General features: G+C 69.3%; 25 protein-coding genes, 1 tRNA gene and 1 pseudogene. 13 read left to right on the forward strand and 14 right to left on the reverse strand.

Annotated features, from left to right (window positions below; genetic code table 11):
- Window positions 1-31 precede the first annotated feature (31 nt).
- The 3 genes from eno to JWP60_RS01070 all read left to right on the forward strand — a co-directional run bounded on the left by eno (window position 32) and on the right by JWP60_RS01070 (window position 2344).
- Window positions 32-1318: a phosphopyruvate hydratase gene (eno, locus tag JWP60_RS01060; RefSeq protein ID WP_299785525.1), complete on the forward strand. Its 1287-nt coding sequence runs from the start codon at window positions 32-34 to the stop codon at window positions 1316-1318.
- 97 nt (window positions 1319-1415) lie between these two features.
- Window positions 1416-1691 carry a cell division protein FtsB gene (ftsB, locus tag JWP60_RS01065; RefSeq protein ID WP_299785527.1) on the forward strand — a complete coding sequence of 92 codons (276 nt, stop codon included), beginning with the start codon at window positions 1416-1418 and terminating at the stop codon, window positions 1689-1691.
- Window positions 1688-2344 (forward strand): ATP-binding protein, encoded by a 657-nt coding sequence (locus JWP60_RS01070; protein WP_299785529.1) that lies wholly within the window; start codon window positions 1688-1690, stop codon window positions 2342-2344. The genes ftsB and JWP60_RS01070 overlap by 4 nt, the downstream gene beginning before the upstream one ends.
- A 17-nt stretch (window positions 2345-2361) precedes the next feature.
- Here the strand turns inward: JWP60_RS01070 and JWP60_RS01075 are convergent, their stop codons facing one another.
- The 4 genes from JWP60_RS01075 to JWP60_RS01090 all read right to left on the reverse strand — a co-directional run bounded on the left by JWP60_RS01075 (window position 2362) and on the right by JWP60_RS01090 (window position 5209).
- Window positions 2362-2619 carry a hypothetical protein gene (locus JWP60_RS01075; protein WP_299785531.1) on the reverse strand — a complete coding sequence of 86 codons (258 nt, stop codon included), beginning with the start codon at window positions 2617-2619 and terminating at the stop codon, window positions 2362-2364.
- Window positions 2620-2732: 113 nt separating this feature from the next.
- The gene (locus tag JWP60_RS01080; RefSeq protein WP_299785532.1) at window positions 2733-3641 is read right to left on the reverse strand and encodes a cobalamin-dependent protein; all 909 of its coding nucleotides are present in this window, start codon (window positions 3639-3641) and stop codon (window positions 2733-2735) included.
- Between the two features lie 78 nt (window positions 3642-3719).
- Window positions 3720-4688 (reverse strand): Hsp33 family molecular chaperone HslO, encoded by a 969-nt coding sequence (locus JWP60_RS01085; protein WP_299785534.1) that lies wholly within the window; start codon window positions 4686-4688, stop codon window positions 3720-3722.
- On the reverse strand, window positions 4688-5209 hold the full coding sequence (locus JWP60_RS01090) for a gamma carbonic anhydrase family protein (RefSeq protein ID WP_299785536.1): 522 nt from the start codon (window positions 5207-5209) through the stop codon (window positions 4688-4690). Before JWP60_RS01090 ends, JWP60_RS01085 begins: the two co-directional genes overlap by 1 nt.
- 33 nt (window positions 5210-5242) lie before the next feature.
- Here JWP60_RS01090 and JWP60_RS01095 point away from each other — a divergent pair, with 33 nt between their 5' ends.
- Window positions 5243-6037, forward strand: coding sequence for a ferritin-like domain-containing protein (locus JWP60_RS01095; RefSeq protein WP_299785538.1), 795 nt, complete (start codon window positions 5243-5245; stop codon window positions 6035-6037).
- A 33-nt stretch (window positions 6038-6070) separates the two neighbouring features.
- On the opposite strand, the gene JWP60_RS01100 is transcribed toward JWP60_RS01095, so the two are convergent.
- From JWP60_RS01100 to JWP60_RS01110, 3 genes and pseudogenes are all read right to left on the reverse strand, one after another.
- Entirely contained in the window at window positions 6071-6790 is a 720-nt protein-coding gene (locus JWP60_RS01100) for a trypsin-like peptidase domain-containing protein (RefSeq protein ID WP_299785540.1), read from the reverse strand.
- A gap of 172 nt (window positions 6791-6962) precedes the next feature.
- Window positions 6963-7275: pseudogene (locus JWP60_RS01105) on the reverse strand (GMC family oxidoreductase); the annotation flags it as partial.
- A gap of 117 nt (window positions 7276-7392) precedes the next feature.
- Window positions 7393-7477 (reverse strand) — tRNA-Leu (locus JWP60_RS01110).
- 77 nt (window positions 7478-7554) lie between these two features.
- On the opposite strand from JWP60_RS01110, the gene JWP60_RS01115 reads away from it, so the two are divergent.
- The 6 genes from JWP60_RS01115 (at window position 7555) to JWP60_RS01140 (ending at window position 15062) form a co-directional block, all read left to right on the forward strand.
- Window positions 7555-8802, forward strand: a complete 1248-nt coding sequence (locus JWP60_RS01115) for an FAD-dependent oxidoreductase (protein ID WP_299785542.1) — start codon at window positions 7555-7557, stop codon at window positions 8800-8802.
- 82 nt (window positions 8803-8884) lie between these two features.
- Entirely contained in the window at window positions 8885-11608 is a 2724-nt protein-coding gene (locus JWP60_RS01120) for a TIGR04290 family methyltransferase (RefSeq protein WP_299785544.1), read from the forward strand.
- 7 nt (window positions 11609-11615) lie between these two features.
- Window positions 11616-12464 carry a PIG-L family deacetylase gene (locus tag JWP60_RS01125; protein WP_299785545.1) on the forward strand — a complete coding sequence of 283 codons (849 nt, stop codon included), beginning with the start codon at window positions 11616-11618 and terminating at the stop codon, window positions 12462-12464.
- Window positions 12461-13528: a glycosyltransferase family 4 protein gene (locus tag JWP60_RS01130; protein WP_299785546.1), complete on the forward strand. Its 1068-nt coding sequence runs from the start codon at window positions 12461-12463 to the stop codon at window positions 13526-13528. The genes JWP60_RS01125 and JWP60_RS01130 overlap by 4 nt, the downstream gene beginning before the upstream one ends.
- The gene (locus tag JWP60_RS01135; RefSeq protein WP_299785547.1) at window positions 13470-14540 is read left to right on the forward strand and encodes a GNAT family N-acetyltransferase; all 1071 of its coding nucleotides are present in this window, start codon (window positions 13470-13472) and stop codon (window positions 14538-14540) included. The genes JWP60_RS01130 and JWP60_RS01135 overlap by 59 nt, the downstream gene beginning before the upstream one ends.
- Window positions 14541-14543: 3 nt before the next feature.
- Complete coding sequence (locus JWP60_RS01140) at window positions 14544-15062, forward strand: GNAT family N-acetyltransferase (protein ID WP_299785548.1); 519 nt, start codon at window positions 14544-14546, stop codon at window positions 15060-15062.
- A gap of 153 nt (window positions 15063-15215) precedes the next feature.
- On the opposite strand, the gene JWP60_RS01145 is transcribed toward JWP60_RS01140, so the two are convergent.
- The 6 genes from JWP60_RS01145 to JWP60_RS01170 form a co-directional block, all read right to left on the reverse strand.
- Complete coding sequence (locus tag JWP60_RS01145) at window positions 15216-15914, reverse strand: RNA polymerase sigma factor (RefSeq protein WP_299785550.1); 699 nt, start codon at window positions 15912-15914, stop codon at window positions 15216-15218.
- Complete coding sequence (locus JWP60_RS01150) at window positions 15914-16231, reverse strand: cupredoxin family copper-binding protein (RefSeq protein WP_299785552.1); 318 nt, start codon at window positions 16229-16231, stop codon at window positions 15914-15916. The genes JWP60_RS01145 and JWP60_RS01150 overlap by 1 nt, the downstream gene beginning before the upstream one ends.
- Before the next feature lies 1 nt (window position 16232).
- Window positions 16233-16745, reverse strand: coding sequence for a DUF4142 domain-containing protein (locus tag JWP60_RS01155; RefSeq protein ID WP_299785554.1), 513 nt, complete (start codon window positions 16743-16745; stop codon window positions 16233-16235).
- Window positions 16746-16922: 177 nt separating this feature from the next.
- A complete protein-coding gene (locus JWP60_RS01160) occupies window positions 16923-17903 on the reverse strand; it encodes a tripartite tricarboxylate transporter substrate binding protein (protein WP_299785555.1) in 981 nt (326 codons plus the stop codon).
- 22 nt (window positions 17904-17925) lie between these two features.
- Window positions 17926-18807: a site-specific tyrosine recombinase XerD gene (gene xerD / locus JWP60_RS01165; protein WP_299785557.1), complete on the reverse strand. Its 882-nt coding sequence runs from the start codon at window positions 18805-18807 to the stop codon at window positions 17926-17928.
- A gap of 159 nt (window positions 18808-18966) precedes the next feature.
- Window positions 18967-19938, reverse strand: a complete 972-nt coding sequence (locus JWP60_RS01170) for a tripartite tricarboxylate transporter substrate binding protein BugE (RefSeq protein WP_299785559.1) — start codon at window positions 19936-19938, stop codon at window positions 18967-18969.
- 130 nt (window positions 19939-20068) lie between these two features.
- Here JWP60_RS01170 and JWP60_RS01175 point away from each other — a divergent pair, with 130 nt between their 5' ends.
- The gene (locus JWP60_RS01175; protein WP_299785561.1) at window positions 20069-20977 is read left to right on the forward strand and encodes an AEC family transporter; all 909 of its coding nucleotides are present in this window, start codon (window positions 20069-20071) and stop codon (window positions 20975-20977) included.
- Window positions 20978-21146: 169 nt separating this feature from the next.
- On the opposite strand, the gene queG is transcribed toward JWP60_RS01175, so the two are convergent.
- Window positions 21147-22229 carry a tRNA epoxyqueuosine(34) reductase QueG gene (queG, locus tag JWP60_RS01180; protein WP_299785563.1) on the reverse strand — a complete coding sequence of 361 codons (1083 nt, stop codon included), beginning with the start codon at window positions 22227-22229 and terminating at the stop codon, window positions 21147-21149.
- A gap of 9 nt (window positions 22230-22238) precedes the next feature.
- Here queG and tsaE point away from each other — a divergent pair, with 9 nt between their 5' ends.
- Together tsaE and JWP60_RS01190 are read left to right on the forward strand one after the other, a co-directional pair.
- Entirely contained in the window at window positions 22239-22703 is a 465-nt protein-coding gene (gene tsaE / locus JWP60_RS01185; RefSeq protein ID WP_299785625.1) for a tRNA (adenosine(37)-N6)-threonylcarbamoyltransferase complex ATPase subunit type 1 TsaE, read from the forward strand.
- On the forward strand, window positions 22700-24031 hold the full coding sequence (locus JWP60_RS01190; protein ID WP_299785564.1) for an N-acetylmuramoyl-L-alanine amidase: 1332 nt from the start codon (window positions 22700-22702) through the stop codon (window positions 24029-24031). Before tsaE ends, JWP60_RS01190 begins: the two co-directional genes overlap by 4 nt.
- Window positions 24032-24089: the final 58 nt, after the last annotated feature.

A 24089-nucleotide genomic window follows, 5' to 3' on the forward strand; every position in this document is an offset into this window, starting at 1 on the left:
AAGGATTCCAAACTGAAAAACGAAACTTGATATGAGCGCAATCGTTGACATCGTCGGCCGCGAGATCCTGGACTCGCGGGGGAATCCCACCGTGGAGTGCGACGTGCTGCTGGAGTCCGGCACCATGGGCCGCGCCGCCGTGCCCTCGGGTGCTTCCACCGGCTCGCGCGAGGCCATCGAATTGCGCGACGGCGATCCGAAGCGCTACTCGGGCAAGGGCGTGCTCAAGGCGGTGGAGCACATCAACACCGAGATCTCCGAATCGGTGCTGGGCCTCGATGCCTCCGAACAGAACTTCCTCGACAAGACCCTGCTGGATCTCGACGGCACGGAGAACAAGAGCCGCCTCGGCGCCAATGCGACGCTGGCCGTCTCCATGGCGGTTGCGCGCGCCGCGGCCGAAGAGTCCGGCCTGCCCCTGTATCGCTACTTCGGCGGCATGAACGGCTGCCTGCTGCCCGTGCCGATGATGAACGTCGTCAATGGCGGCGCCCATGCCAACAACAACCTCGACCTGCAGGAGCTGATGATCATCCCCGTGGGAGCACCGAACTTCCGCGAGGCGCTGCGTTACGGGGCCGAGGTGTTCCACGCGCTCAAGAAGATCATCAACGACAAGGGGATGTCGGTGGCGGTCGGCGACGAAGGCGGCTTCGCGCCCAACGTGGAAAACCACGAAGCCGCGATCCAGATGATCCTGCAGGCGATCGAACGCGCCGGCTACACGCCGGGCGAACAGATCGCCCTCGGCCTCGATTGCGCCGCCAGCGAGTTCTACAAGGAAAACCGGTACGACCTCTCCGCCTCCGAGGGCCGCAAGCTCGAAGCGGGCGAGTGGATCGACACGCTCGAGTCGTGGGTCGGCAAGTACCCGATCATCAGCATCGAGGACGGCATGGCCGAAGGCGACTGGGACGGCTGGAAGGCCCTGACCGAGCGCCTCGGCACGCGCGTGCAACTGGTGGGCGACGACCTGTTCGTCACCAACACGAAGATATTGAAGGAAGGCATCGATCGCAAGATCGCCAACTCCATCCTGATCAAGATCAACCAGATCGGCACGCTGACCGAAACCTTCGCCGCCATCGAGATGGCCAAGCGCGCGAGCTACACCTCGGTGATCAGTCATCGCTCGGGCGAGACCGAAGACTCCACGATCGCCGACATCGCCGTGGGCACCAACGCGGGCCAGATCAAGACCGGGTCGCTCAGCCGCAGCGACCGCATGGCCAAGTACAACCAGCTGCTGCGCATCGAGGAGGACCTGGGCGACGTCGCGCAGTACCCCGGACGCAGCGCCTTCGCCCACCTGCGCTGAGCGTGAGCGCCGCCCGGCCGCCCGCAGGCGCTCGCCCCCTCCGCTCGCGCAGGGGGGTGGAGCAGGCCGCGCAGCGGACCAGCCTGGGGGAGCTTGCTTGAATTCCCGGCTGGTCGCCGCCCTGCTGATCGGCCTGCTGGTCGTGCTGCAGGCGCAGCTCTGGCTGGGCCGCGGCAGCATCGGCGACGTCGCCCAGATGCAGCAGAAGCTGGACGAGCAGAAGGCCCGCAATGCGGTGGCGCAACAGGGCAACGAGCAGCTCGCGGCCGAAGTGCGCGACCTGCAGGAGGGCCTCGACACCGTCGAGGAAAAGGCGCGCTCCGAGCTGGGCATGGTCAAGCCCAACGAGATCCTGGTGCAAATAGTGAAGTGAAGCGGGTTGCCCTCCTCGGCGCCGAAAGCACGGGCAAGAGCCGCCTCGCGCAGGAGCTCGCGAGCCATCTCTGCGGGCGCGGCCTGCGCGTGGCCGCCGTGCCGGAGGTGCTGCGCGAATGGTGCGAACGCGAGGGCCGCACGCCCCGGCCGGAAGAACAGCTCGCCATCGGCCAGGAGCAGGAGCGGCGCGTCGACGCAGCTGCCGCCGATCACGATCTCGTCGTCAGCGACACGACAGCCTTGCTGGTCGCCATCTACGCCGGCATGCTGTTTCCCGACGGCGCGCTCCTGCGCTTCGCGCTCGAGCGGCAGGCGACCTACGACGCGACGCTGGTCACCGGACTCGACCTGCCCTGGATGCCCGACGGACTGCAGCGTGATGCCGCCCAGCCGCGCGAGCAGGTCGACACGCTGGTGCGCTCGCTGCTGCAGTCGGCGCAGGTGCCTTTCCAGGTGGTGTACGGCAGCGGTGGGCAGCGCCTGCAATCGGCACTGCAAGCCATGGGCGCGGCCGGCGTGTTGCCGGCGGACATGGCAAGGCGCGCGCCGGATGAAGACACCCGGCGCGCGTGGCACTGGAACTGCGAGAAATGCAGCGACCCGGCTTGCGAGCACCGCCTGTTCACGCAGCTGCGCGAAGCGCGCGGTTAGCGCGCGCCGCCGGCAGCTTAGTTCTTGTCCTTCTTGGCGGCGGCCTTGCTCTTCTTGGAAGACTTCTTCTTGCTGGAGGCCTTCTTGGTGCCGGCCTTCATCTCGGAGCCGCCGGAGGCGGTCGCGCCAGCGGAGGTGCCGCCAGTCGCGCCGGCAGTGGTGCCCGCCGCGCCGCCGGTGGCGCCACCCGCAGCGCCGGCAGCACCGCCAGCAGCCTGCGCGAACGCGAAGGACACCGCCAGGGTCGTGACGAGGGCAGCGATCAGCTTTTTCATGGTCCAGTTTCCTTTGAGTTGAAGGGCGACAGCCGCCCTCAGCAAGCAACGCGCGAGCCCCCGGTTCGGGTGACAGGATCTTGCAGAGAGTGCGCGTGAAAACGCGCGTGAGCTCAACCCGGGGCCGACCGCCGCCACTGCTCGCTCGCCGCCAGCGCATCGCGGACGTGGGGCATGGCCTGCACACCGGGCAGCCGATGGCGCGCCGGCACCGGCGAACCGCCGCCGACCCAGATCGCCACGTCGGGCGGCAACGCGGCGCGCAGTTGCTCCAGGCCGCGCAGCACCTGCGCCGGATTCGTGCTGGCCGTGAAGCTCAGGCCGACCACGTCCGCCGCGAACGCCGCGGCCGCGGTGACGAGCTGCGCCAGCGGCACCTGCGCGCCCAGCGAAGTGCAGGCGCAGCCTTGCAGCGTCAGCAGCACCTGCGCCATCAACAGGCCGAGCGTATGCATCTCCTGCGGCAGCGTCGCCAGCAGCACGCGCGGCCCGCCGACCGGCGCCGGCACCTGCAGGCGCGCCAGCTGCGCACGCACCACCTGCTGCACCAGCTCGGTATAGAGGTGTTCCTCGTAAACCTCCAGCTCGCCGCGCGACCAGGCCAGGCCCACGTTCACGTTCATCGCCGGCATGCGTTCGATCACGAAGCCGGCCAGGCCCAGCGTGCGCACCGATTCTTCCAGCAGGCGCAGCACCGCGGGCGCATCGTGCCCGCGCAGCGGCGTCAGCACCGGGTCGCGCACGGGCAAGCCCGCGACGGGCTCGCGGTCCTGCGAGAGCGAGCTCAGTTCGTCGGGAGCGAGCCGCACCAGGCGCCCCGGGCGATGCCCGCGTGCCATCAGGTCGGCAATCAGCCGCAGCTTGCCGATCTGGTCCTGCGGGTAACAGCGTTCGCCGCGGGCATCGCGCCCCGGCTGCGGGAAACCGTAGCGGCGCTCCCAGATCCGCAGCGTGGCGCGCGCGATGCCGGTGGCCTGTTCCACCGCCGCGATCGGCACTCCCTCGACAGCCTCGATGCGCATGCCCCATTGTCGCGCTCGGTAGCCCGCATGCGACCCTTCTCATGGCCGAATACAAAGGTTCGCATCGGCCCTCGCGTCTTATTGCACCGTCGATGAAGTCGGCGGCCGGTCGCCGGGCGCCATGAAGATCTGCGCGCTGTCGACGGCGTCGAAGCGGTAGTGCTGGCCGCAGAAATCGCAGCTCACGTCGATCTGGCCGCGCTCCTGGAGAATACTTTCCGCCTCGTCCTGGCCCAGGCCGCGGATCATGCCCGTGACGCGCTCGCGGCTGCAGGTGCAGGCAAAGCGCGGCGTCTGCGGGTCGAAGCGCAGGATCTTCTCCTGCCAGAACAGGCGCCGCAGGATCGTTTCGACATCGAGCTGCAGCAGTTCGTCGTGGGTGAGGCTGGCGGCCAGCGTGCCAATGCGATTGAAGTGCTCGAGCTGTTCGGCCGGATCCATCTCCTGGCCGCCGCCTTCGATGTTCTTCTTGCCTTCGACCGGCAGGCGCTGGATCAGGATGCCGGCCGCGACCTTCTCGTCGGCGGCCAGCACGAGCCGCGTATCGAGCTGCTCCGACTGCCGCATGTAGTGTTCGAGCACGTGGGCCAGATCGGGCTGCCCCTCGCCGTAGCTCGCGTTCAGCGGCACCACGCCCTGGTACGCCTGCTGCCCCGGGACGCGGTCCTTGGGATCGAGGGTGATCGCGCAGCGGCCGCGGCCGTTGACGTTCACCAGCTGCTGCAGGTGGACATCGCCTGCGACTTCGCCCACGACCTTGGCGGTGACGCGCAGGCTCAGGTCGTGCTGCACTTCGGCGACGGCCACCTTCACCGGCCCCTCGCCGAAGATCTGCATGATCAGTGCGCCGTTGAACTTGATGTTGGACTGCATCAGCACGCCGGCCGCGGCCATCTCGCCGAGCATCTGCGTCACCGGCCAGGGCCAGGGCGAATGGGAATCGTCGGCCCGGCGGCGCTGCAGGATCTCCTGCCAGGCGTCCGTCAGGCGCACGATCATCCCGCGCACCGGCAGGCCGTCGAACAGGAACTTGTGCAGCTCGGACATCAGCCGATCTTCTTTCTCTTGGCGTGGCGACGCGCGTTGTCCACGTAGTGCTGCGGGATCGTCTGGAACTTGGCGATCTGCTCGGCGTCGAGGGTGCGGATCGCCTTGGCGGGCGCGCCGACGATCAGCGAGTTGTCGGGGAATTCCTTGCCCTCGGTGACCACGCTGCCGGCGCCCACGATCGAATTCTTGCCGATCTTGGCGCGGTTCAGTACCACCGCCTGGATGCCGATCAGCGAGCCGTCGCCGACGGTGCAGCCGTGCAGCATCACCTGGTGGCCCACGGTCACGTTGTCGCCGATGGTGAGCGGCATGCCGGGGTCGGCATGCAGCACCGTGCCGTCCTGGATGTTGCTGTTGCGGCCGATGCGGATCTTCTCGGTGTCGCCGCGCACCACGCAGCCGTACCAGACGCTGGCGTTCTCGCCCAGTTCCACCTGTCCGATCACCTCCGCGTTGTCGGCGACCCAGGCGCCCTCGGCCAGTTGCGGTGCCATGCCGTCCAGTTCGTAGATCGCCATCGTGTCCCTTGGGCAAAAACTACAATTGTAGGTATGCCGCTTCGCCAAGAGGCTCTGCAGGCCCTGCGCACCCCGGATCCGCGCGCGAAGGCCGCCGAGACGACAGCCCTGCATGCGCGCGCCGCGCAACTGTCCATCGAGCCCGCTGCCCCCGCCGACCCCGGCCCCTTGCCCGGGCGGCCGGAGCGCCCGCACCTGATCCATCCCGCCCGCGTGCCCAGGCGCTCACCCGCCAAACCCGAGGGGCTGGCGGCGCTGCTGCATGCGATCGCGCACATCGAATTCAATGCGATCAATCTCGCGCTCGATGCCGCCTGGCGCTTCGAAGGCATGCCGCCCGCGTTCCATCACGACTGGCTGCGCGTGGCGGCGGAAGAGTCCTTCCACTTCACGCTGCTGGCCGACCACCTGGCCACGCTCGGCTACGCCTACGGCGATTTCGATGCGCACGACGGCCTCTGGTCCATGTGCGAGAAGACGAAGGACGACATCGTGGCGCGCATGGCCCTGGTGCCGCGCACGCTGGAGGCGCGCGGGCTCGACGCCACGCCGCAGATCCAGCAGAAGCTGCGACAGGTCGGCTCCGCGCCCGCCCTGCGCGCCGTGGAGATCCTCGACGTGATCCTGCACGACGAGGTCGGCCACGTGGCGATCGGCAATCGCTGGTACCGCTTCCTGTGCGAGCGCGAAGGGCTCGATCCCCTGGCGCATTACCCGGTGCTGGTGGAACGCCATGCCGCACCGCGCCTGTACGGGCCGTTCAATCTCGCGGCCAGGCGGGCGGCGGGCTTTGGGGAAGACGAACTGGCGGCATTGCTCGGTCCGTGATCCGCATTGCAGCTGCCGGCATCGCGGCGTGGCTCACGCGGTCAAGGTCCGCAGGATGTCCGCGTACCAGGCGCAGTTGAGCCCCAGGGATTCGTCCACGCCCTGCTCGCGCGTGCGCATGTCCAGCCGCGCCGAGTGGATGCCGAGCAGCTTCCAGGGCAAGACGGGGTCGCCGCCCGGGTGCTGCAGCACCACGGGCGCGCCGCTGGCGCCGCGGTGCATCCGCGCGTCGGTGAGAAAGTAGCCCTGGCCCTGGAAGCGCACGCCGAAGGCGGAAGCGACCGATGCCTGGCGCGCCACCGGCAGGTTGTGCAGCGTGTCGTAGAAGCCCAGCGGGAAACCGACCACGAGCGCCGCGGTTCCGATGCCGACCTCTTCCAGTGCCGACTCCAGATGGGCGAGCGTGAACGCCCGCAGGACGATGCCCTCGGGCAGCGTATCGCGGGGCAGTTCGATCGCGGCGACGTCGATCTCGCCCCCCGAATCCTCGGCCTGCCGCCACGCGCTCTTGCCGTCGCGGTACAGCCAGAGCGAGACCACCGCGGAACGCGTCAGGTCCACCGCGTCGGTATGCACCGTGATCTCGACCCGGTCGGGACGGTGGGCGGTGGGCACGTCGATCAGCACATGGCGGCCGGTCACCAGGAACAGGCGCTCGCCGCGCTCGAAGAAGAAGCCGGTGGCGGCAGTGAGCGCGCGTTCGCCGTCGAAGGTGGAGACGCGGGCAACGGAGAGCAGGAGTGGTTCCATCATTCAGGGCAAGTGGCGCGGCCCAGGAATCACCGCGCCACTTTCAGGTGGATGGTAGCAAGCTGCCTGCTCACCGAGCGCTCGCCGCCGCTTGCGGTGCCGCCGCGCCCGGCTGCGACCCGGCGCCGCCGTTCGGTGCAGCGCCCGCCGTCGGCGCGCCGTTCGCCTTGGTCAGCACCGGCAGCAGCACGGTCTGCGGCGAGGCCTTGGCGAAATGCTCGCAGCCATGGCGCTCGCAGAAGCCGCAGAACATGCAGGTGTTCATGCGCAGCCCCTCGGGATTGGTATAGGGCCGGCTTAGGTTCGCGGAGGGCTGCGGGAACCGGTGGTAGGCCCAGGCCGGCCGCCGCCTTGCGGAACATCGCGGAGCCGTAGGGCTCCTTTTGCGGCGGGTTGGGATACTCGCGCGAGCGCGCATCTTCGAAGGGATTGCCGCCGGCGACCTTGCCGCCCTTCAGGTTGCCCGCCTTGCCGGACACGCCCAGCAAAATCCTTCGCTTCATCCCGTCTCCGTGGTTCGGACAGGGAGCGGATTAGGCGGGATGGGAGCGCAGCGTTTGGTAGCCGCAAGTCCGACATGCCTGTCGGACAAATTGAAGCTGAGATGGTGCCCAGGAGAGGACTCGAACCTCCACGGAGTTACCCGCTAGTACCTGAAACTAGTGCGTCTACCAATTCCGCCACCTGGGCATCTCAGGAGTCCGGGATTCTATACGCACGAGCTGATCGTTCCTGACGAGTCCCTGTACCGGCGCTAGCATGCTCGGATGGAAACCAGGCAATGCTGCATTGCCGGCGGCGGCCCCGCGGGCCTGATGCTGGGCTACCTGCTCGCGCGCGCCGGCGTGCAGGTGACGGTGCTGGAAAAGCACGCCGACTTCCTGCGCGACTTCCGCGGCGACACCATCCATCCCTCGACGCTGAACATCCTGGCCGATCTCGGCCTGCTCGAGCGCTTCCTCGCCTTGCCGCACCAGGAGGTGAGCGAACTCACGGGCGAGGTCTATGGCGAGGTGGTGACGATGGCCGACTTCCGCCATCTCCCTGCCGCGCGGCCTTTCCTGGTGCTGGTGCCGCAGTGGGACTTCCTCGACTTCATTGCGGACGAAGCGCGCAAGCTGCCCACGTTCACCTTGCGCCTGGGTGCCAAGGTCGTCGACGTGTTGCAGGAAGCTGGCCGCGTCACCGGGGTGCAGGTCCAGGAGGGCGAGCGGAGCTACGCCATCGGCGCCGCGCTGGTCGTCGGCGCGGATGGCCGCCACACCACCGTGCGCGAGGCCGCCGGCCTGCCGAGCGTGGACACCGGCGCGCCCATCGACGTGCTGTGGTTCCGCCTGCCGCGCAGCGCGAGCGACCCGGCGCGCACCGGCGGCATCATCCAGCCCGGCGCGATGCTGGTCACGCTCAATCGCGAGAGCTACTGGCAGTGCGCCTTCGTCATTCCCAAGGGCTCGCTGGCGGACCTGCAGGCGCAGGGTCTCGCTGCTTTTCGTGAGCGCGTGGCCGGAACCGCGCCCTTCCTGCGCGACGCAGTCGGCACGCTGCACGGGTGGGACGACATCAAGCTGCTCAGCGTCCAGATCAGCCACCTGCCGCACTGGTGGCGCGAGGGCCTGCTGTGCATCGGCGATGCCGCGCACGCGATGTCGCCGGTGGGCGGCGTCGGCATCAATCTCGCGATCCAGGACGCGGTGGCCGCGGCCAACCTGCTGGCTGCTCCGCTGCGCGCAGGTCGGCTGACCAGCGCGCATCTGCAGGCGGTGCAGCGCCGGCGCGCCTGGCCCGCGCGCGTCACGCAGCGCGTGCAGGTGGCCGTGCAGAACGAGGTGCTTTCGCCCGTGCTCGCGCGTTCGCAACAGCCGTCCGGCGTGCCCTTGCCGGTGACGCTGATGCAGCGGCTGCCGCTGTTGCGTCGCCTCACGGCCCGGATGATCGGCATCGGCGTCCGGCCGGAGCGCGTGCTGCATCCCGACGGTGAACCAGCCCGGCTTCAGGACCGTCCTACACGGATGTGAGCCGCTTCCTACTTGCTCTTTCCTGCTGCGGTTGCCTAATCGCGCATTGCGCCGGAGCGGGAACCGGCGACAGGGAGAAGCGATGCGCCTGGTGATCTTCGGCTTGACCGTCAGTTCCTCGTGGGGCAATGGACACGCCACCCTCTGGCGCGGACTGTGGCGGGCACTGGCCAGGCGCGGACACCACATCGTCTTCTTCGAGCGCGACGTGCCCTATTACGCCGAGCACCGCGACCTCACCGAACTGCCCGGCGGCGAACTGGTGCTGTATCGCGACTGGGCCGACGCGCTGCCGCGTGCCAAGCGCGCGTTGCGCGATGCCGACGTGGCCATGCTCACCTCCTACTGCCCCGACGGCATCGCGGCGGCGCAATTGCTGGCCGACGGCGCGCCCTCGGCGCTCAAGGTCTTCTATGACCTCGACACGCCGGTCACGCTGGAGAACGTGCAGGCGGGACGCCCCCTCTCCTACCTTGGCCCGCGGGGCTTGCGCGACTTCGACCTGGTCCTCAGCTACACGGGCGGCCCCGCGCTGGAACAGTTGCGCACGCAACTGGGCGCGCGCCGCGTCGCCACGCTCTACGGCCACGTCGACCCGCAGGTGCACAAGCCGGTGCCACCGGTCGCCAACTATCGCTGCGGCCTCTCCTACCTGGGCACCTATGCGACCGACCGGCAGGCGGCGCTGGAACAACTGTTCATCGAGCCGGCGCGGCGCCTGCCCGAAGAGACCTTCCTGATCGGTGGCGCGCAATACCCGGCCGACTTTCCCTGGACGCGCAACATCCGATTCGTGCGGCACATGCCGCCGCCCGAGCACCCGGCCTTCTTCTCGTCCTCGCGCCTCACGCTGAACGTCACGCGCAAGGCGATGGCGGAAAACGGCCATTGCCCGTCCGGCCGCCTGTTCGAGGCGGCCGCCTGTGCCACACCGGTGGTGAGCGACTGGTGGCCAGGCATCGAGGAGTTCTTCGAGCCCGGACGCGAAATCATCGTGGCGCGCAGCAGCGAGGATGTGATCGCGGCGCTCTCGCTCCCGGACGCGGAACTCACGCGCATCGCCGCCGCCGCGCAGCAGCGGGTGCTGAGTGCCCACACGTCGGACCGGCGCGCCGTCGAACTGGAGCGGCTGCTGGATGATGCCCGCGGCGCCAGGCCCGCGACCGCCACCCCTGGCGCCCGCAAGGCCGGTGCCACCTGGGGCATCATCCCGGCCGCTGGCCTGGGCACGCGCATCCAGCCACTGGGCTTCTCGAAGGAACTGCTGCCGATCGGCAGCAGCCTGGTCGGGGACGTCGAGCGGCCGCGCGCGGTCAGCGAGTTCCTGGTGGAACGCATGCTCAATGCCGGCTCCGATCACATCTGCTTCGTGGTGGCGCCCGGCAAGTCGGACATCGTCCAGTACTACGGCTCGAGCGCCCGCTCGGCCGACCTCTGCTACGTGGTGCAGCCCAAGGCCGGCGGCCTGTGCGACGCGATCTTTCGCGCCAGTTCGCTGGTGCGGACTGAGGACTCCGTATTGGTCGGTCTGCCCGACACCATCTGGTTCCCCGAGGACGGCTTTGCGGCCTTGCCGGACGACGTGCTCTCCTTCCTGCTGTTCCCGGTCGACCGGCCCGAGGCCTTCGATGCCGTGGTCACGGACGAAGCCGGCAACGTGCAGGAGATCCAGGTCAAGCACCCGGATGCCAAGACCAACTGGATCTGGGGCGCCTTCCGCATGCCCGGCCACGTGCTGCACGCGCTCGATGCACTGTGGCACGAGCGCGGGCGGCGCGACGAGTACATGGGCACCCTGGTCAATGCCTGGATCCAGGGCGGCGGCCGCGCGCTCGGCGTGCGCCACGGCGAGGCCTATGTCGACGTGGGCACCGTGCACGGCTACCGCGAGGCGCTGAACCTGCTCGGCCTGCGGCAGCGCCGCGACACACCACCGGCACCGCAGGTCACGACGATCTGCAGCAACGCCGGCACAGCGATCGCGGCCCTGGCGCCGCCGCCGCTGGCGAGCGCGTCGGGCAGCGGGCGCCGGCAGTTCACGCGCGGCGACATCGAGGCGCGCCTGCGCGGCCTGGGCGACTGGTTCCAGAACATCGACCTCAATGGCGTGCAGACGGCGCCCGCGCACTTCCTGGGCGACTTTCCCGCGATCAAGTGGAAGCGCTTCGCGCATGCGCTGCCGCAGGACCTCACGGGCAAGTCGGTGCTGGAGATCGGCTGCAATGCCGGCTTCTATTCCTTCGAGATGAAGCGCCGTGGCGCCACTCGCGTGCTGGGCATCGACTTCGATGACTACTACCTGAACCAGGCGCGCTTCGCCTCCGAAGTGCTGGGGTTCGAGGACGTGGAGTTCCGGCGCCTGTCGGTCTACGACCTGGCCGCGCTGCGCGAGCGCTTCGACATCGTGCTGTTCATGGGCCTGATGTACCACCTGCGCCATCCGCTGCTGGCGCTCGACCTGATCCACGAGCATGTCGCCAAGGACTTGCTGGTGTACCAGTCGCTGCAAAGGGGCAGCGCCGACGTCGAGCCGCTGCAGGAGGATTACGACTTCTGGGAGACGGAGGTCTTCCAGCGGCCCGGTTATCCGCGCATGCACTTCGTGGAGAAGAAGTACTCGCACGACGAGACCAACTGGTGGATTCCCAACGCGGCCTGCAGCGCCGCGATGCTGCGCAGCGCGGGCTTCCAGGTCCTCGCGCATCCCGAGGAAGAGGTGTTCCTGTGCAAGCGCATGGAATTGCCGCCCGGGCCCGAAGGCCGACGCGCGGTGTATCCCGCCCGCCGGCCCGCCGCTTCCGCTTGAGCCTGGGATGCGAGCCGATTCGCACCGGGCCGGCACCGCACTGATCGCCGCATTGCGTGCACCCGCGGACGCGCCGCTGCCCGCGATCCCCGCCACCGCGGTCGTGGTGGCGCACCCCGACGACGAAGTGGTGGGTGCCGGCTCACGGCTGCCACGCTTGCAGTCGGCGCGCTTCGTGTACGTCACCGACGGCGCACCGCGCGACGGCCGCGATGCGGCCACGCATGCGCTCTCGGTCGCGGAGTATCGCGAGGCCCGCCGGCGCGAGCGCGATGCCGCCTTGCAGCTGTGCGGCATCGCTGCCAGCCAGGTGGTGGAGTTCGGCTGCGTCGACCAGGAAGCGGCGCTCGCACTGGTCGCCTGCAGCCGCCGCCTCGCCGAGGCCTTGGCGCAGTGGGGGACCCAGGCCGTGCTGACGCATCCCTACGAAGGCGGCCATCCGGATCACGAAGCGGCGGCCTTCATCGTGCACGCCGCGGCGGCGCTGCTGCGCGCGCACGGCCAGCCAGCGCCCGACATCGTCGAGATGACCAGCTACCACCGGGGACCCGATGGCGTGCGCACCGGCCGCTTCCTGCCGGGGGAGCGCGGCGAGGTGACGGTGGACCTCACAGCGGCGGAACTGACGCTGCGCCGTGCGCTGCTCGACACGCACGCCACGCAAAGGCGCACCTTGACCATCTTCCAGGGCGTGACGCAGGAAGGCTGGCGCATCGCGCCGGCCTATGACTTCCGCCGCCGACCGCACGCAGGCCCGCTCTGGTACGAGCACCTCGGCTGGCCGGTCGACGGCACCCGGTTTTGCGCGCTCGCGGGCGCGGCGTTGGCGCAACTGGAACTGGAGGCGCCGCTGTGAACCTCACGGTGTTGAGCGTCGCCTATCCGTTCGCGCCGGTCGGGCCCGATTCGGTCGGCGGCGCGGAACAGGTCCTGACGCAGCTCGATGCGGCGCTGGTCGCGGCGGGCCATCGCTCCATCGTCGTGGCCAGTGCGGGATCGCGCACGCAAGGCGAGTTGCTCGCGACGCCCGCGGTCGAAGGCGCCATCACGCCGCAGCAACGCGTGCGCACCTGGGCCGCGCAGCGCCGCACCATCGAACGCGCCCTGGCGCAGCAGCACGTCGACGTGGTCCACCTGCACGGCATCGACTTTCCCGCCTACCTGCCGCCCGAGGGCCAGGTGCCGCTGCTGGCCACGCTGCACCTGCCACCCTCCTGGTACCCGCCCGAGGTGTTCGCGGGCGTGCGCCAGGACCTGTGGCTGCACTGCGTGTCGCGCTCGCAGCAACAGGCGTGTCCGGCGGGCACGCCGCAGCTCCCCGTCATCGAGAACGGCGTGCCCGTGCAGGCGCTGCAGGCGCGCTGCCGCCGGCGGCGCTTCGCACTGGCGCTGGGGCGCATCTGCCCGGAGAAGAACGTGCATGTCGCGCTCGATGCCGGGCGGCTCGCGGGAATTCCGGTGCTGCTCGGCGGCCAGGTCTTTCCCTATGAGGCGCACGAGCGCTATTTCCACGAGCAGGTCGTGCCGCGGCTCGATGGCCAGCGGCGCTTCCTCGGTCCGCTGAATTTCCAGCGCAAGCGCCGGCTGCTGTCGGCTGCGCACTGCCTGCTGCTACCGACGCTCGCGGCCGAAACCAGTTCGCTGGTCGCGATGGAGGCGCTGGCCTGCGGCACGCCGGTGGTCGCGTTTGCCAGCGGCGCGCTCCCCGAGATCGTCGAGCATGGCGTCACCGGCTTCCTCGTGCGCGGCACGGCGGAGATGGCCGATGCGATCGCCGCCTGCGACAGCATAGACCGCGAGCGTTGCCGCGCCACGGCGCGCGAACGCTTCTCCCTGCAACGCAGCATCGCCAGGTATTTCGATGTCTACCAGCACCTTGCCTGCGGCGAGCGCACGGCGACCCGCTGCGCGTACGCCTGAGGCGCCGCTGCTCGCGCAGGCGCTGACCGACGTCGCAGCGCTGCAGCGGCTGCGTCCCGAGTGGGAGGCGCTGTGGTGGCAGGCCCGCGCGGCGACGCCCTTTCAATCGCCGCAATGGCTGCTGCCCTGGTGTCAGCACGTGGGGCAAGGCAGGCTGGCGAGCGTGGCCTTGCGCTGCCCGGACAGCGGCACACTCGTCGGCTTCGCACCGCTGTACGTGTACCGCCATCCCGAAAGCGGACAGCGCCACCTGTTTCCGCTGGGCATCGCCACGAGCGACGACCATGACATCCTCGCGCGGCCTGGCGACGAGGCTCGCGTTCTGCAGGCCCTGCTTGCGCACCTGCAGGAGCAGGGCGATGCCTTCGACGTGTTCGAGCTGCCGCAATTGCGCAGCGAGGCGTTCGTGCTGCGGCTGGCCGCCCCGCCCGGCTGGCGCCTGTCCATCGCGGAGGACGATGCGCACCCGGTGCTGGCCTGGGAGACAGCACCGGCGATTGCGCAGGCGCTCGCCGCCAACCTGCGCACCTGCCGCAATCGGGCCGCGCGCGTGGGGACCTTGCAGTTCGAGACCGCCGATGCCGCATCCCTGCCCGCCATGCTCGAAGCATTGTTCGCGTTGCACACCGCGCGCTGGAGCGAACGCGCGCAAGCCGGTGTGCTGGCCGACGCGGCGGTCCGGGCCTGGCATCGCGCGGCCGCACCGCAGTTGCTCGCCGCCGGCATGCTGCGCCTGCAGGGCCTGCGCCTCGATGGCGAGTGGATCGCCCTGGCCCACGTGCTGGCCGATCCCGCGCCGGCGCATGCGCGCCGCAGCCGCTACTACATCGGCGGTTTCGATCCGCGGCATGCGGCACTCAGTCCCGGCGCCCTGCTGATCCACCACGCCATCGCGAGCGCGCATGACGAGGGCGCGAGAGCCTTCGATTTCCTGCGCGGTGCCGAGCCCTACAAATACCGCTGGGGCGCGGTCGACGAGCCCCGACGCGTGTTGCGCCTGTGGCCGCGGTGAAGCATGGACGAGCCGCTCGACGCCTTCTCGATCCGGCTGCCGGTGCTGATCCGGCCCTGCGTGGAGGCGGACCTGCCGGCGCTGGACGACTTCAGCCGCTTCGTGGCGCACCACGTCCCGGTGCGCGAGCTGTACGAGCAGCATCGCAGCGGCCGCGCGCTGATTCTCGTCGCCGAGGTGAACGGCGCACCCGGCGGACAGTTGTGGATCGACCTCGAGCGGCGGCGCGGCGAACTGGCCGGCGAGATCTGGGCGGTGTACGTGCTGCCCGGCCTGCGCGGCCAGGGCATAGGCGCACGCATGGTGCGCGCGGCCGAGCAAGCGCTGGAAGCACGTGGCTGCCGCTGGGCACTGCTGGGTGTCGAGGTCGACAACCCGGACGCCCGCCGGCTGTACGAGCGCCTCGGCTACACCCTGGCGGTCACCACGCCTGCCCCCGAGGCGCCGGAGCCCTCGGCACGCGGCGCCGTCGCCCAGTGGGTCCTCAGGAAGGCGCTGCGCGCAGCGGGCACGCAGGGATAGGCGAGGCCCCACGAGCCTGCCGTGACGCGCAGGATGCGCTCGGCCGGGGGTGCAAGCGGACGGGGGAGGATCGGAGCCATGCGGCGCATTGTCGGCACGCTCCGTGACAGAAAAAAGAAGACCACGGGTCTTGCGCGGAGGAAGCAGGACGCATCAGCCGCTCACCCGGCGCAACACCCCCGCCACGATCCGGTCGCAGCGCTCGCCGTCGAAGGAGAACACGTCGCGTTCGGCCACGTCGATGTCCTGGGCCAGCGATTCGCGCAGCATGCTGCGCGCGCGGAAGTGGCGCGTCCGCACGGTCGCTTCGGGGATATCGAGGCAACGGGCCGTTTCCTCGACGCTCAGTTCCTCGACGCAGCGCAACACGAAGACGGTGCGGAAGGTTTCCGGCAGTTCGTCCAGCTTGCGTTCCAGCACGGCTCGCAACTCCGCACGCAGCAGCGCGCGGTCCGGCCTGTGAGTCTCATCGCTGGCCATGGCTGCGTGCTCCTGTTCGTCCGGGCCGCCCAGGCTCACCATGGGCACGATGTTGTCCCGGCGCGCCTGCCGGCGCATGCGGCCAAGGCACTGGTTCACCACGACCCGCGACAGCCAGGTGGCCAGGCTCGCCTCGCCGCGGAAATTGGCCAGCGACTGATAGGCCGCCAGGTAGGCGTCCTGCAGCGCGTCCTCGGCCTCGGCGTCGTTGCGCAGCATGGAGCGCGCGACGCGATACAGGCGCCGGTTGTAGCGGCGCATCAGCAGTTCGAAGGCGCCGCTCTCGCCGGCCAGCACGCGCCGCGCCAGCGTGGCGTCGTCGATATCGGCGGGCAGCGGCGCGGACTGCAGGGGACCCGGGGTGCGCGTCATCACTGCACCACCAGCGTTGCCTTCATCCCGGGATGGAAGGTGCAGACGTAGTCGTAGGTTCCGGGCTTGGGGGCGGCGTGCGACCAGCTCTTGCCGGGCGCGATGGCACCGGAGTCGAACACGCCCTGGGCCGTGGCCGTGTGCGGCACGACGTCCTTGTTGTTCCACACGATGCGGTCTCCGCGCTTGACGGTCACCGTGGCGGGCAGGATCTTCATGCCCTCCATCGTGAGGGTATGGGTCTCGGCACGGGCCGCGAACGGGAGCGCCGCGGCCAGCAGCAACACGGCAGGGGGCAGCAGGCTGCGGCGCTTCATGTCATTTGCCCAGGGAGGCCTGCAGGTGCTTGGCGTGGTCGAGGTGGGTCGCGATGGCCGGGCGCACCTTCACGATCAGCTCCTTCAGGTCGGCGTTCCTGGCCGAAGGGATCAGCGTCTTGTCGATGGCGTCGAGCACGGCCTGGTGGTAGTCCACCTCGTGGTCGACGTAGGCCTTGTCGAAGTCGGCGCCCTTGAGCTTCTTCAGCTTCGCGATGTTCTCCTCGCCGCCCTTCTTGAGACTGTTGCTGGTCTCGCTCGCCTCGGGCTTGACCTTCAGTTTGGTGACCAGAGCGACCGCCTGCTTGTTGACCGCGCCGTGGTCCGTGATCATCTGCTGGGCGAACTGGTCGACCTCCTTGTTCTTCGACTTGCTCTTGGCCAGCTTGCCGGCGTCGATGTCGACCTGGTTGGCGGTCACCACGATGGCGGCGATCTGCGGATCGCTGGGCCCCTGCTGCGCGTAGACGGGAAGCAACGCGCTGGCCAGCGCGGCCAGCAGGACGGGTTTCATCGTTCGAATCATCTGGTTTTCTCCTGGGCGCCCGGCGGCACCATGGCGGCACCGTTCACCGGGTCTGCCGGCATAGATGCCACGTTGCGCGCGTGCGTTCCCGATCGGGCGTGGGGCCGGGCGATGATGCGCCGCCCGGCGGGCAAGCGCACCGGGATAAACCGCAGGCCGAGGCTCTCAGTCCGCCTTGATGCCGGCCGCGCGGATGATGCGCGCACTGCTCTCGGCCTCCGCGGCAATCTGCCGCGCGAACTCGCGGGCGCTGCCGCCGGTGGGCACGTTCTCGCTGGCCAGCAGGCGCTGGCGCACTTCGCTGGTCTGCAGCGCCGCGTTCACTTCGCCGTTCAGGCGATCGAGGATGCGCGGCGGCAGATCGCCGGGCGCAAACACGCCGAACTGCGAAGACAGGTTGGCTGCGGCGTAGCCGAGCTCGGCCAGCGTCGGCACCTGCGGCAAGGCGTCCAGCCGGCGCGGAGCGCCCACGGCCAGCGCGTGCAGCCGGCCCGCGCGGATGTGATCGGTCAGCACCGGCCCGGCGTTGACCGACAGCACCTCGAACTGGCCGCCCAAGGCATCCGTGATCTGCTGGCCGCCGCCCTTGTAAGGGATGTGCACCATGCGCACCTTGGCCGCGGCCTCGACCTGCTCGAGCATCAAATGGCCCAGCGAGGCCGGGCCCGACGTCGCCCACCGCACCTTGTCGGGCCAGTCGCGGGCGTACGTGAGCAGTTCGCGGAAGTCGCGCACCGCGGATGCGGAAGTCGCCAGCAGCAGCACCGGCGAGACCATCACGCTGGCCACCGGCGTGAAGGCGTGCTCGGCGTCGTAAGGCACCTTGCCCAGCGCCGGACTGATCGTCAGCGGGCTGATCGCCGAGAAGGCCAGCGTGTAGCCATCGGCCGGCGCCCGGGCCAGCTGGCCCATGCCGATCGTGCCGCTGGCGCCCGCCTTGTTCTCGACCACGAAGGGCTGGCCCATCCGCGCGGCCATGTGATCGGCCAGCGAGCGCGCCACGAGGTCGCTGATGCCGCCCGGAGGATAGGGAACGACCAGGTGCACCGGCTTCGCGGGCCACGTCTGCGCGCGGGCGGCAAAGGGCAGCGCGGCCAGGGTCGCGAGTGCGGCGCGGCGCGAGCAGGAAGAAGCAAAGGCTGTCATGGCAAGGCGCACGTGATCGAGACTAACCGCGCGGGTGATGCTGCGCGTGCAGCAGCTTCAAACGCTCGCGGGCGACGTGGGTATAGATGGTGGTCGTGGAAATGTCGGCGTGTCCCAGGAGCATCTGGACCGCGCGCAGGTCGGCGCCGTGGTTCAGGAGGTGGGTGGCAAAGGCATGCCGCAGGGTGTGCGGCGACAGCGGCGCGGTGATGCCCGCGGCCCGGGCGTGCTTCTTCACGATCACCCAGAACATCGCGCGCGTCATGCCCTGCCCGCGCGCGGTGACGAACAGGTCTTCGGTCTGCTGGCCGGAGAGGATGGCGCCGCGCGCCTCGGCGAGGTAGCGCTCGATCCAGTCGCTGGCCACCTGGCCGAAAGGCACCAGGCGTTCCTTGCTGCCCTTGCCCAGCACGCGCAGCACGCCTTCGTTGAGGCCGACGTTGAAGGCCTTGAGCGTCACGAGTTCGCTCACGCGCAGCCCGCTTGCGTAGATCACCTCCAGCATCGTGCGATCGCGCAGTCCGAGCGGCGTGTCGACCTCGGGCGCGGCCAGCAGTGCCTCGACCTGCGCTTCGCTCAGCGTCTTGGGCACGCGCAGCGGCTGCCGGGCCGATTGCAGGCGCAGCGTGGGGTCTTCGGTGATCAGCCGCTCGCGCAGCGCCCAGCGAAAGTAGCGCTTGAAGACGGTCAGCCGCCGGTTCGCGGTGGTGGCCTTGCTGTCGGCATGCCGCGCCGAAAAATACGCGGTGAGATCCGCCTCGCCACTGGCCGGCAACTGCCGCCCGCGCTCGGCCAGCCACCTGGCATAGAGCGTCAGGTCGCGCCGGTAAGCCGCCAGCGTATTGCGCGACAAGCCCTCCTCAAGCCAGAGGGCGTCGATGAAGGTGTCGATGGCTTCGGTCATCTAATGAGCGCCGTCGGAAAGCGGACAACCGGACGCAGAAGACGCAAAAGTTACGCAGAAGACGCAGAAGGACAGCCAATCATTGAATGGATTCTTTTGCGCCTTCCGCGTCACTTCTGCGTCTTCTGCGTCCGGTAGTTGGCTGTTTGGCTTTCGGCCTTATTCCAGCTTCAGCTTCGCCGTCTCCACCACCTTCTTGTACACGGCGAATTCGGCCTTGATCTGCTCGCCGAATTGCTCCGGCGTGTTGTTGATGATGATCGAGCCGGTGTCTTCGATGCGCTTGCGCACCGCCGGGTCCTGCAGGGCCTTCTGCACCCCTTCGTGGATCCTGGCGACGACCTCCCTGGGCAGGCCCTTGGGACCGACGATGCCGTAGTAGGCCAGCCGGTTCACCGGCTCCAGGCCCACCTCCTTGAAGGTCGGCACGTTGGGCAGTTCCTTCAGGCGCTGCGGCGCGGCGACCACGATCGGCACCAGCCGGCCCTGCTGGATGAAGGGCAGCGTCGAGGGCAGGTTGTCGAACATGATCGGCACGTTGCCGGCGACCACGTCGTTCAGCGCCGGGCCGGCGCCGCGATAAGGGATGTGCGTGACGAAGGCGCCCGAGAGGCTCTTGTACAGCTCCATCTGCAGGTGGCCGATGCCGCCCGTGCCCGAGGAGGCGTACGAATACTTGCCGGGGTTCTTCTTGATCTCGGCGATGAAGGACTGGTAGTCCTTGGCCGGGAACTTGGGATTGACCGCGATGATGTTCGGCGTCGCGGCGATGTTGGTGATCGGCGTGAAGTCGGTCAGCGGGTTGTACGGCGTCTTGGGGTTGATCGCCGGGTTGGCCGCCGTCGTGGAGACGGTCGCGATGCCCAGGTTGTAGCCGTCGGGCGCCTGCCGCGCCGTGTCCGCCGCGCCGACCACGCCACCGCCACCCGCCTTGTTCTCGACCACCACCGCCTGGCCGAGGGCCTTGCCGAGCGGCTCCGCGATCACGCGGGCGATGATGTCGGTGGTGCCGCCCGGCGCGAAGGGCACGGTCAGCCTGATGGTCTTGTTGGGATACCCCTGCGCGAAGGCGGGCGCAGCGGCAGCCAGGGCCAGGACGCCGGCAGCGGCGATCCAGACGCGTCGAATCATTCGTGTCTCCTCGTTGATGGAATGCGCAAGACGTGCATCCTAAGTGCAGAACGCCGCCGCCCTGCCGCGCGCCGACCGCTCCGGGGGTAAGCCCTCAGCCGGCCGCAAGCCTTCCGTTATCCTGCGGCCGGTGAATTTTCTCCAGCTGCTCGCCCCCGACTTCTCGTTGATTCTTTGCGGCTACCTCGTCTGCCGCTACACGGCCCTCGACCGCATCGTGTGGGAGCAGGTCGAGAGCCTGGTGTACTTCTTTCTGTTTCCGGTGCTGCTGTTCCAGTCGATCGCCCGCAGCCCGCTGGACCTGGGCGCCGCCTCGAGCCTGATCGCCGCCGGCCTGCTGCTGGGGGTGGCGGGCATCGCCATGGCCTATGCGGTGCCGCACCTGCCCGGGCTGCGCGGACGGGTCGACCCGCGCGAACACGCGGGCGCGGCGCAGGTCGCGTTCCGCTTCAACTCGTACATCGCGCTGGCCCTGTCGGAGCGGCTCGCGGGCGCGCAGGGGCTGCTGCTGATCGCGGTGCTGATCGGGGTGTGCGTGCCGCTGTTCAACGTCGGCGCGGTGTGGCCGATGGCGCGCCATTCGCGCACCGGCTTCGGCCGCGCCCTGCTGCGCAATCCGCTGATCATCGCCACCGCACTGGGGCTGGCCGCCAACTTTGCCGGGCTGCGGATCCCGCACTGGCTGGAACCGTCGCTCACGCGCGTGGGTGGCGCCTCGCTGCCCCTGGGCCTGATGGCCGCGGGCGCCGGCATGCAACTGGGGCACCTCGCGCAGCACAAGCTGCTGACGGTGTCGCTGCTGGCGATCCGGCACCTGCTGCTGCCGCTGACGGCGGCTGCACTCGCCTGGGTCTTTCATTTGTCGCCCACCGAGGCCACGGTGCTGATCGCGTTCTCGGCCCTGCCGACTGCTTCGAGCTGCTACGTGCTGGCCTCGCGCATGGGATACAACGGCCCTTATGTCGCGGGACTGGTGACGCTGTCGACGCTGTGCGGGCTGGCGAGCCTGCCGTTTGCACTGGGGCTGCTGCGGCCGTAATGGCCTCGCGCTGTCATTCGGCTTTCGGATGTCATCCCGGGTTGTTGGATGTCATCCCCGGCTGTTGGATGTCATCCCGGGCTTGACCCGGGATCCACCCAGCCGTGGTGCAAGCGCTGTCGTGGATTGCGGGTCAAGCCCGCAATGACATCCTTGAAGGCATTCTTCCCTAACGCTCAACGCCCAGCGCCCATCCCACATGCTCCCGCACCAGCGCACTCGGGTCCTCCCTGCGCGCCTGCAGCGCCGCCCGCACCTGCGCATCCTCCTCGCGCCGCAGCGCATTCCCCAGCGCCACCGCAATGTTGCGCAGCCAGCGCTCGTGGCCGATGCGGCGGATCGGGCTGCCCTCGGTGTGGCGCAGGAACTCCTCTTCCGTCCACGCGAACAACGCCACCAGCGGCTGCCCGACCAGCCCAGCGCGCGGTGCGAAATCCGGCAGCGTGGCCGTGCGCGCGAACTTGTTCCAGGGGCACACCAGCTGGCAGTCGTCGCAGCCGTAGATGCGGTTGCCCATGAGCGGCCGCAGTTCGAGCGGGATAGTCCCCGCGTGCTCGATCGTGAGGTAAGAGATGCAGCGACGTGCATCGAGCCGATACGGGGCCACGATCGCGCCGGTGGGACAGACGTCGATGCAGGCGGTGCAACTGCCGCAGTGATCCGCGACCGGCTCCGTGGCCGGCAGGGCGAGGTCGACGTAGATCTCCCCCAGGAAGAACATCGAGCCGCCCTCGCGATTGAGCACCAGCGTATGGCGCCCGCGCCAGCCCTGCCCGCTGCGCGCCGCCAGCTCCACCTCCAGCACAGGCGCCGAGTCCGTGAAGACGCGATGGCCGAAAGGGCCGACGGCCGCCGCGATGCGGTCGGCCAGTTTCTGCAGGCGCTGGCGCAACACCTTGTGGTAATCGCGGCCCCGGGCGTACAGGGAGACGATGCCTTCACGCGAACTTTGCAAGCGGTCGAATTCGATCGCCTGCCAGCCCTCGGGTGTGGCGGCCAGGTAATCCATGCGTGCGGTAATCACGGATGTGGTACCCGGCACCAGTTCCGCCGGGCGTGCCCGGCGTACACCATGGGCCTGCATGTAGGCCATGTCGCCGTGAAAACCCTCGGCCAGCCATGCAAGCAGACCCGGTTCGGCACTCGATAGGTCCACACCCGCGACGCCGATTTGGGAGAATCCAAGCTCGCCCCCCCAGGCGCGCACCTGCGCCAAGAGAAAAGGAGCATCGAACTGACCGCTGTCGAACATCACGCGCCGATTGTAGGAAGCGCTTCATCCCCCCTCACCTGGGCGGGTGAGGACGACACGCGCGCGTTCGCCGAACAGCTGGCGGCGCAGCCCGCGCTGGCCGATGCCTTCATCGCGCTGCACGGCAACCTGGGCGCCGGCAAGACCACGCTGGTGCGCCACCTGCTGCGCGCCCTGGGCGTGCAGGGCCGCGTCAAGTCGCCCACGTATGCGGTGGCGGAGCCCTACGAGTTGCCGGGCCAGACCGCGTGGCACTTCGACTTCTATCGCTTCGACGATCCGCGCGAATGGGAGGACGCCGGTTTTCGCGACATCTTCGCCGGCCCCGGCCTGAAGATCGCCGAGTGGCCCGAAAACGCCGCGGGCCTGTTGCCGCTGCCCGACCTCGACATCCACATCGCGCTGCTCGACGCTGACCGGCGCGCGGTCACGCTGCAGGCCAACACGGCCCGCGGCGCGGAGCTGCTGGCATGAAGCGCCGCGCCTTGCTGCAACAGGGCAGCGTCGTGCTGCTGCTCGGTGCCGCGCAAATCGCGCGCGGTGCCACGGTCCTGGCGGTGCGCCTGTGGCCGGCGCCCGAATACACGCGCCTCACCCTCGAATCCGATGGCCTGCTCACCAGCACGCTGCGGCAGGAACCGGGGCGGCTGTCGCTCGACATCGCCGGCCTGACGCTCGATCCCACCCTGCGCGAGCTGGTTGCCAAGGTGCGTGCCGACGACCCCTACATCGCGGGCATCCGCGTCACCCAACCCGTGCCCGGCACGGTGCGCCTGCAGGTCGACCTGAAGCAGGCGACCTTGCCGCAGGTGTTCAACCTGCCGCCGGTGGCCGCCTACCAGCATCGCCTGGTGGTCGACTTCTATCCGCCCAAGACGGCGGATCCGCTGGCCGCGCTGATCGCCGAGCGCCTGAAGGAAAAGCCCGCAGCCCTGCCGCCCGTGCCGCCGGCACCTGCAGGGGCCGAAGCGCCCGCCGTGGACGCGCTGGGCGAGCTGATCGCGCGCCAGACCCAACGCGCGCCGCGGACGATGCCGGCCGCCGAAGTCGCACGCCCGGCGCTGGCCATGGCCAAGACCGACCGCCTGATCATCGTCGCGCTCGACCCTGGCCACGGCGGCGAGGACCCGGGTGCGATCGGCCCCGGCGGCACGCGCGAGAAAGACGTCGTGCTGCAGATCGCCGAACTGCTGCGCGAGCGCATCAACGCCGTCAGCGTCAAGGGCAGCCCGATGCGCGCCTTCCTCACGCGCGACGCCGACTTCTTCGTGCCGCTGCACGTGCGCGTGGACAAGGCGCGGCGGGTGCAGGCCGACCTGTTCGTGAGCATCCATGCCGATGCCTTCATGACCCCGACCGCCCGCGGCGCCAGCGTCTTCGCCTTGAGCCAGAACGGCGCGTCCAGCACCGCCGCGCGCTGGATGGCCGACCGCGAGAACAAGGCCGACCTGATCGGCGGCATCAACATCAAGAGCAAGGACCTGCACGTCTCGCGCGCGCTGCTGGACATGAGCACCACCGCGCAGATCAACGACAGCCTCAAGCTCGGGAGCGCGCTGCTCGGCGAGATGGGCGCGCTCGGCAAGCTGCACAAGGGGCAGGTGGAACAGGCGGGCTTCGCGGTGCTCAAGGCGCCCGACATTCCGAGCGTGCTGGTGGAGACGGCCTTCATCAGCAACCCCGAGGAAGAACAGAAGCTGCGCAGCGGCGACTACCAGGAGCAGCTGGCCGACGCGCTGATCCGCGGGGTCGAGCGCTACTTCTCGCGCAATCCGCCGCTCGCGCGCAGCCGTCCGCTGTAGCCACCCGCGTCAGCCGCATGGCTGGCGCGCGACTCGACCTTTCTGCCTCAGCCGCTCA

The organism is Ramlibacter sp., from assembly GCF_028291745.1.
Lineage (GTDB): Bacteria > Pseudomonadota > Gammaproteobacteria > Burkholderiales > Burkholderiaceae_C > Ramlibacter.

Excerpts from the sequence above, each read along its gene's own strand:
- JWP60_RS01140 (WP_299785548.1), top strand. The coding sequence starts at position 14,544 with ATGGACGAGCCGCTCGACGCCTTCTCGATCCGGCTGCCGGTGCTGATC.
- JWP60_RS01075 (WP_299785531.1), bottom strand. The coding sequence starts at position 2,619 with ATGAAAAAGCTGATCGCTGCCCTCGTCACGACCCTGGCGGTGTCCTTC.
- JWP60_RS01125 (WP_299785545.1), top strand. The coding sequence starts at position 11,616 with ATGCGAGCCGATTCGCACCGGGCCGGCACCGCACTGATCGCCGCATTG.
- JWP60_RS01135 (WP_299785547.1), top strand. The coding sequence starts at position 13,470 with ATGTCTACCAGCACCTTGCCTGCGGCGAGCGCACGGCGACCCGCTGCG.
- JWP60_RS01080 (WP_299785532.1), bottom strand. The coding sequence starts at position 3,641 with ATGCGCATCGAGGCTGTCGAGGGAGTGCCGATCGCGGCGGTGGAACAG.
- JWP60_RS01190 (WP_299785564.1), top strand. The coding sequence starts at position 22,700 with ATGAAGCGCCGCGCCTTGCTGCAACAGGGCAGCGTCGTGCTGCTGCTC.
- JWP60_RS01155 (WP_299785554.1), bottom strand. The coding sequence starts at position 16,745 with ATGAAACCCGTCCTGCTGGCCGCGCTGGCCAGCGCGTTGCTTCCCGTC.
- JWP60_RS01085 (WP_299785534.1), bottom strand. The coding sequence starts at position 4,688 with ATGTCCGAGCTGCACAAGTTCCTGTTCGACGGCCTGCCGGTGCGCGGG.
- queG (WP_299785563.1), bottom strand. The coding sequence starts at position 22,229 with ATGTTCGACAGCGGTCAGTTCGATGCTCCTTTTCTCTTGGCGCAGGTG.
- JWP60_RS01095 (WP_299785538.1), top strand. The coding sequence starts at position 5,243 with ATGCCGCTTCGCCAAGAGGCTCTGCAGGCCCTGCGCACCCCGGATCCG.
- JWP60_RS01115 (WP_299785542.1), top strand. The coding sequence starts at position 7,555 with ATGGAAACCAGGCAATGCTGCATTGCCGGCGGCGGCCCCGCGGGCCTG.
- JWP60_RS01160 (WP_299785555.1), bottom strand. The coding sequence starts at position 17,903 with ATGACAGCCTTTGCTTCTTCCTGCTCGCGCCGCGCCGCACTCGCGACC.
- JWP60_RS01150 (WP_299785552.1), bottom strand. The coding sequence starts at position 16,231 with ATGAAGCGCCGCAGCCTGCTGCCCCCTGCCGTGTTGCTGCTGGCCGCG.
- JWP60_RS01145 (WP_299785550.1), bottom strand. The coding sequence starts at position 15,914 with ATGACGCGCACCCCGGGTCCCCTGCAGTCCGCGCCGCTGCCCGCCGAT.
- eno (WP_299785525.1), top strand. The coding sequence starts at position 32 with ATGAGCGCAATCGTTGACATCGTCGGCCGCGAGATCCTGGACTCGCGG.
- xerD (WP_299785557.1), bottom strand. The coding sequence starts at position 18,807 with ATGACCGAAGCCATCGACACCTTCATCGACGCCCTCTGGCTTGAGGAG.
- JWP60_RS01090 (WP_299785536.1), bottom strand. The coding sequence starts at position 5,209 with ATGGCGATCTACGAACTGGACGGCATGGCACCGCAACTGGCCGAGGGC.
- JWP60_RS01120 (WP_299785544.1), top strand. The coding sequence starts at position 8,885 with ATGCGCCTGGTGATCTTCGGCTTGACCGTCAGTTCCTCGTGGGGCAAT.
- JWP60_RS01170 (WP_299785559.1), bottom strand. The coding sequence starts at position 19,938 with ATGATTCGACGCGTCTGGATCGCCGCTGCCGGCGTCCTGGCCCTGGCT.
- JWP60_RS01100 (WP_299785540.1), bottom strand. The coding sequence starts at position 6,790 with ATGATGGAACCACTCCTGCTCTCCGTTGCCCGCGTCTCCACCTTCGAC.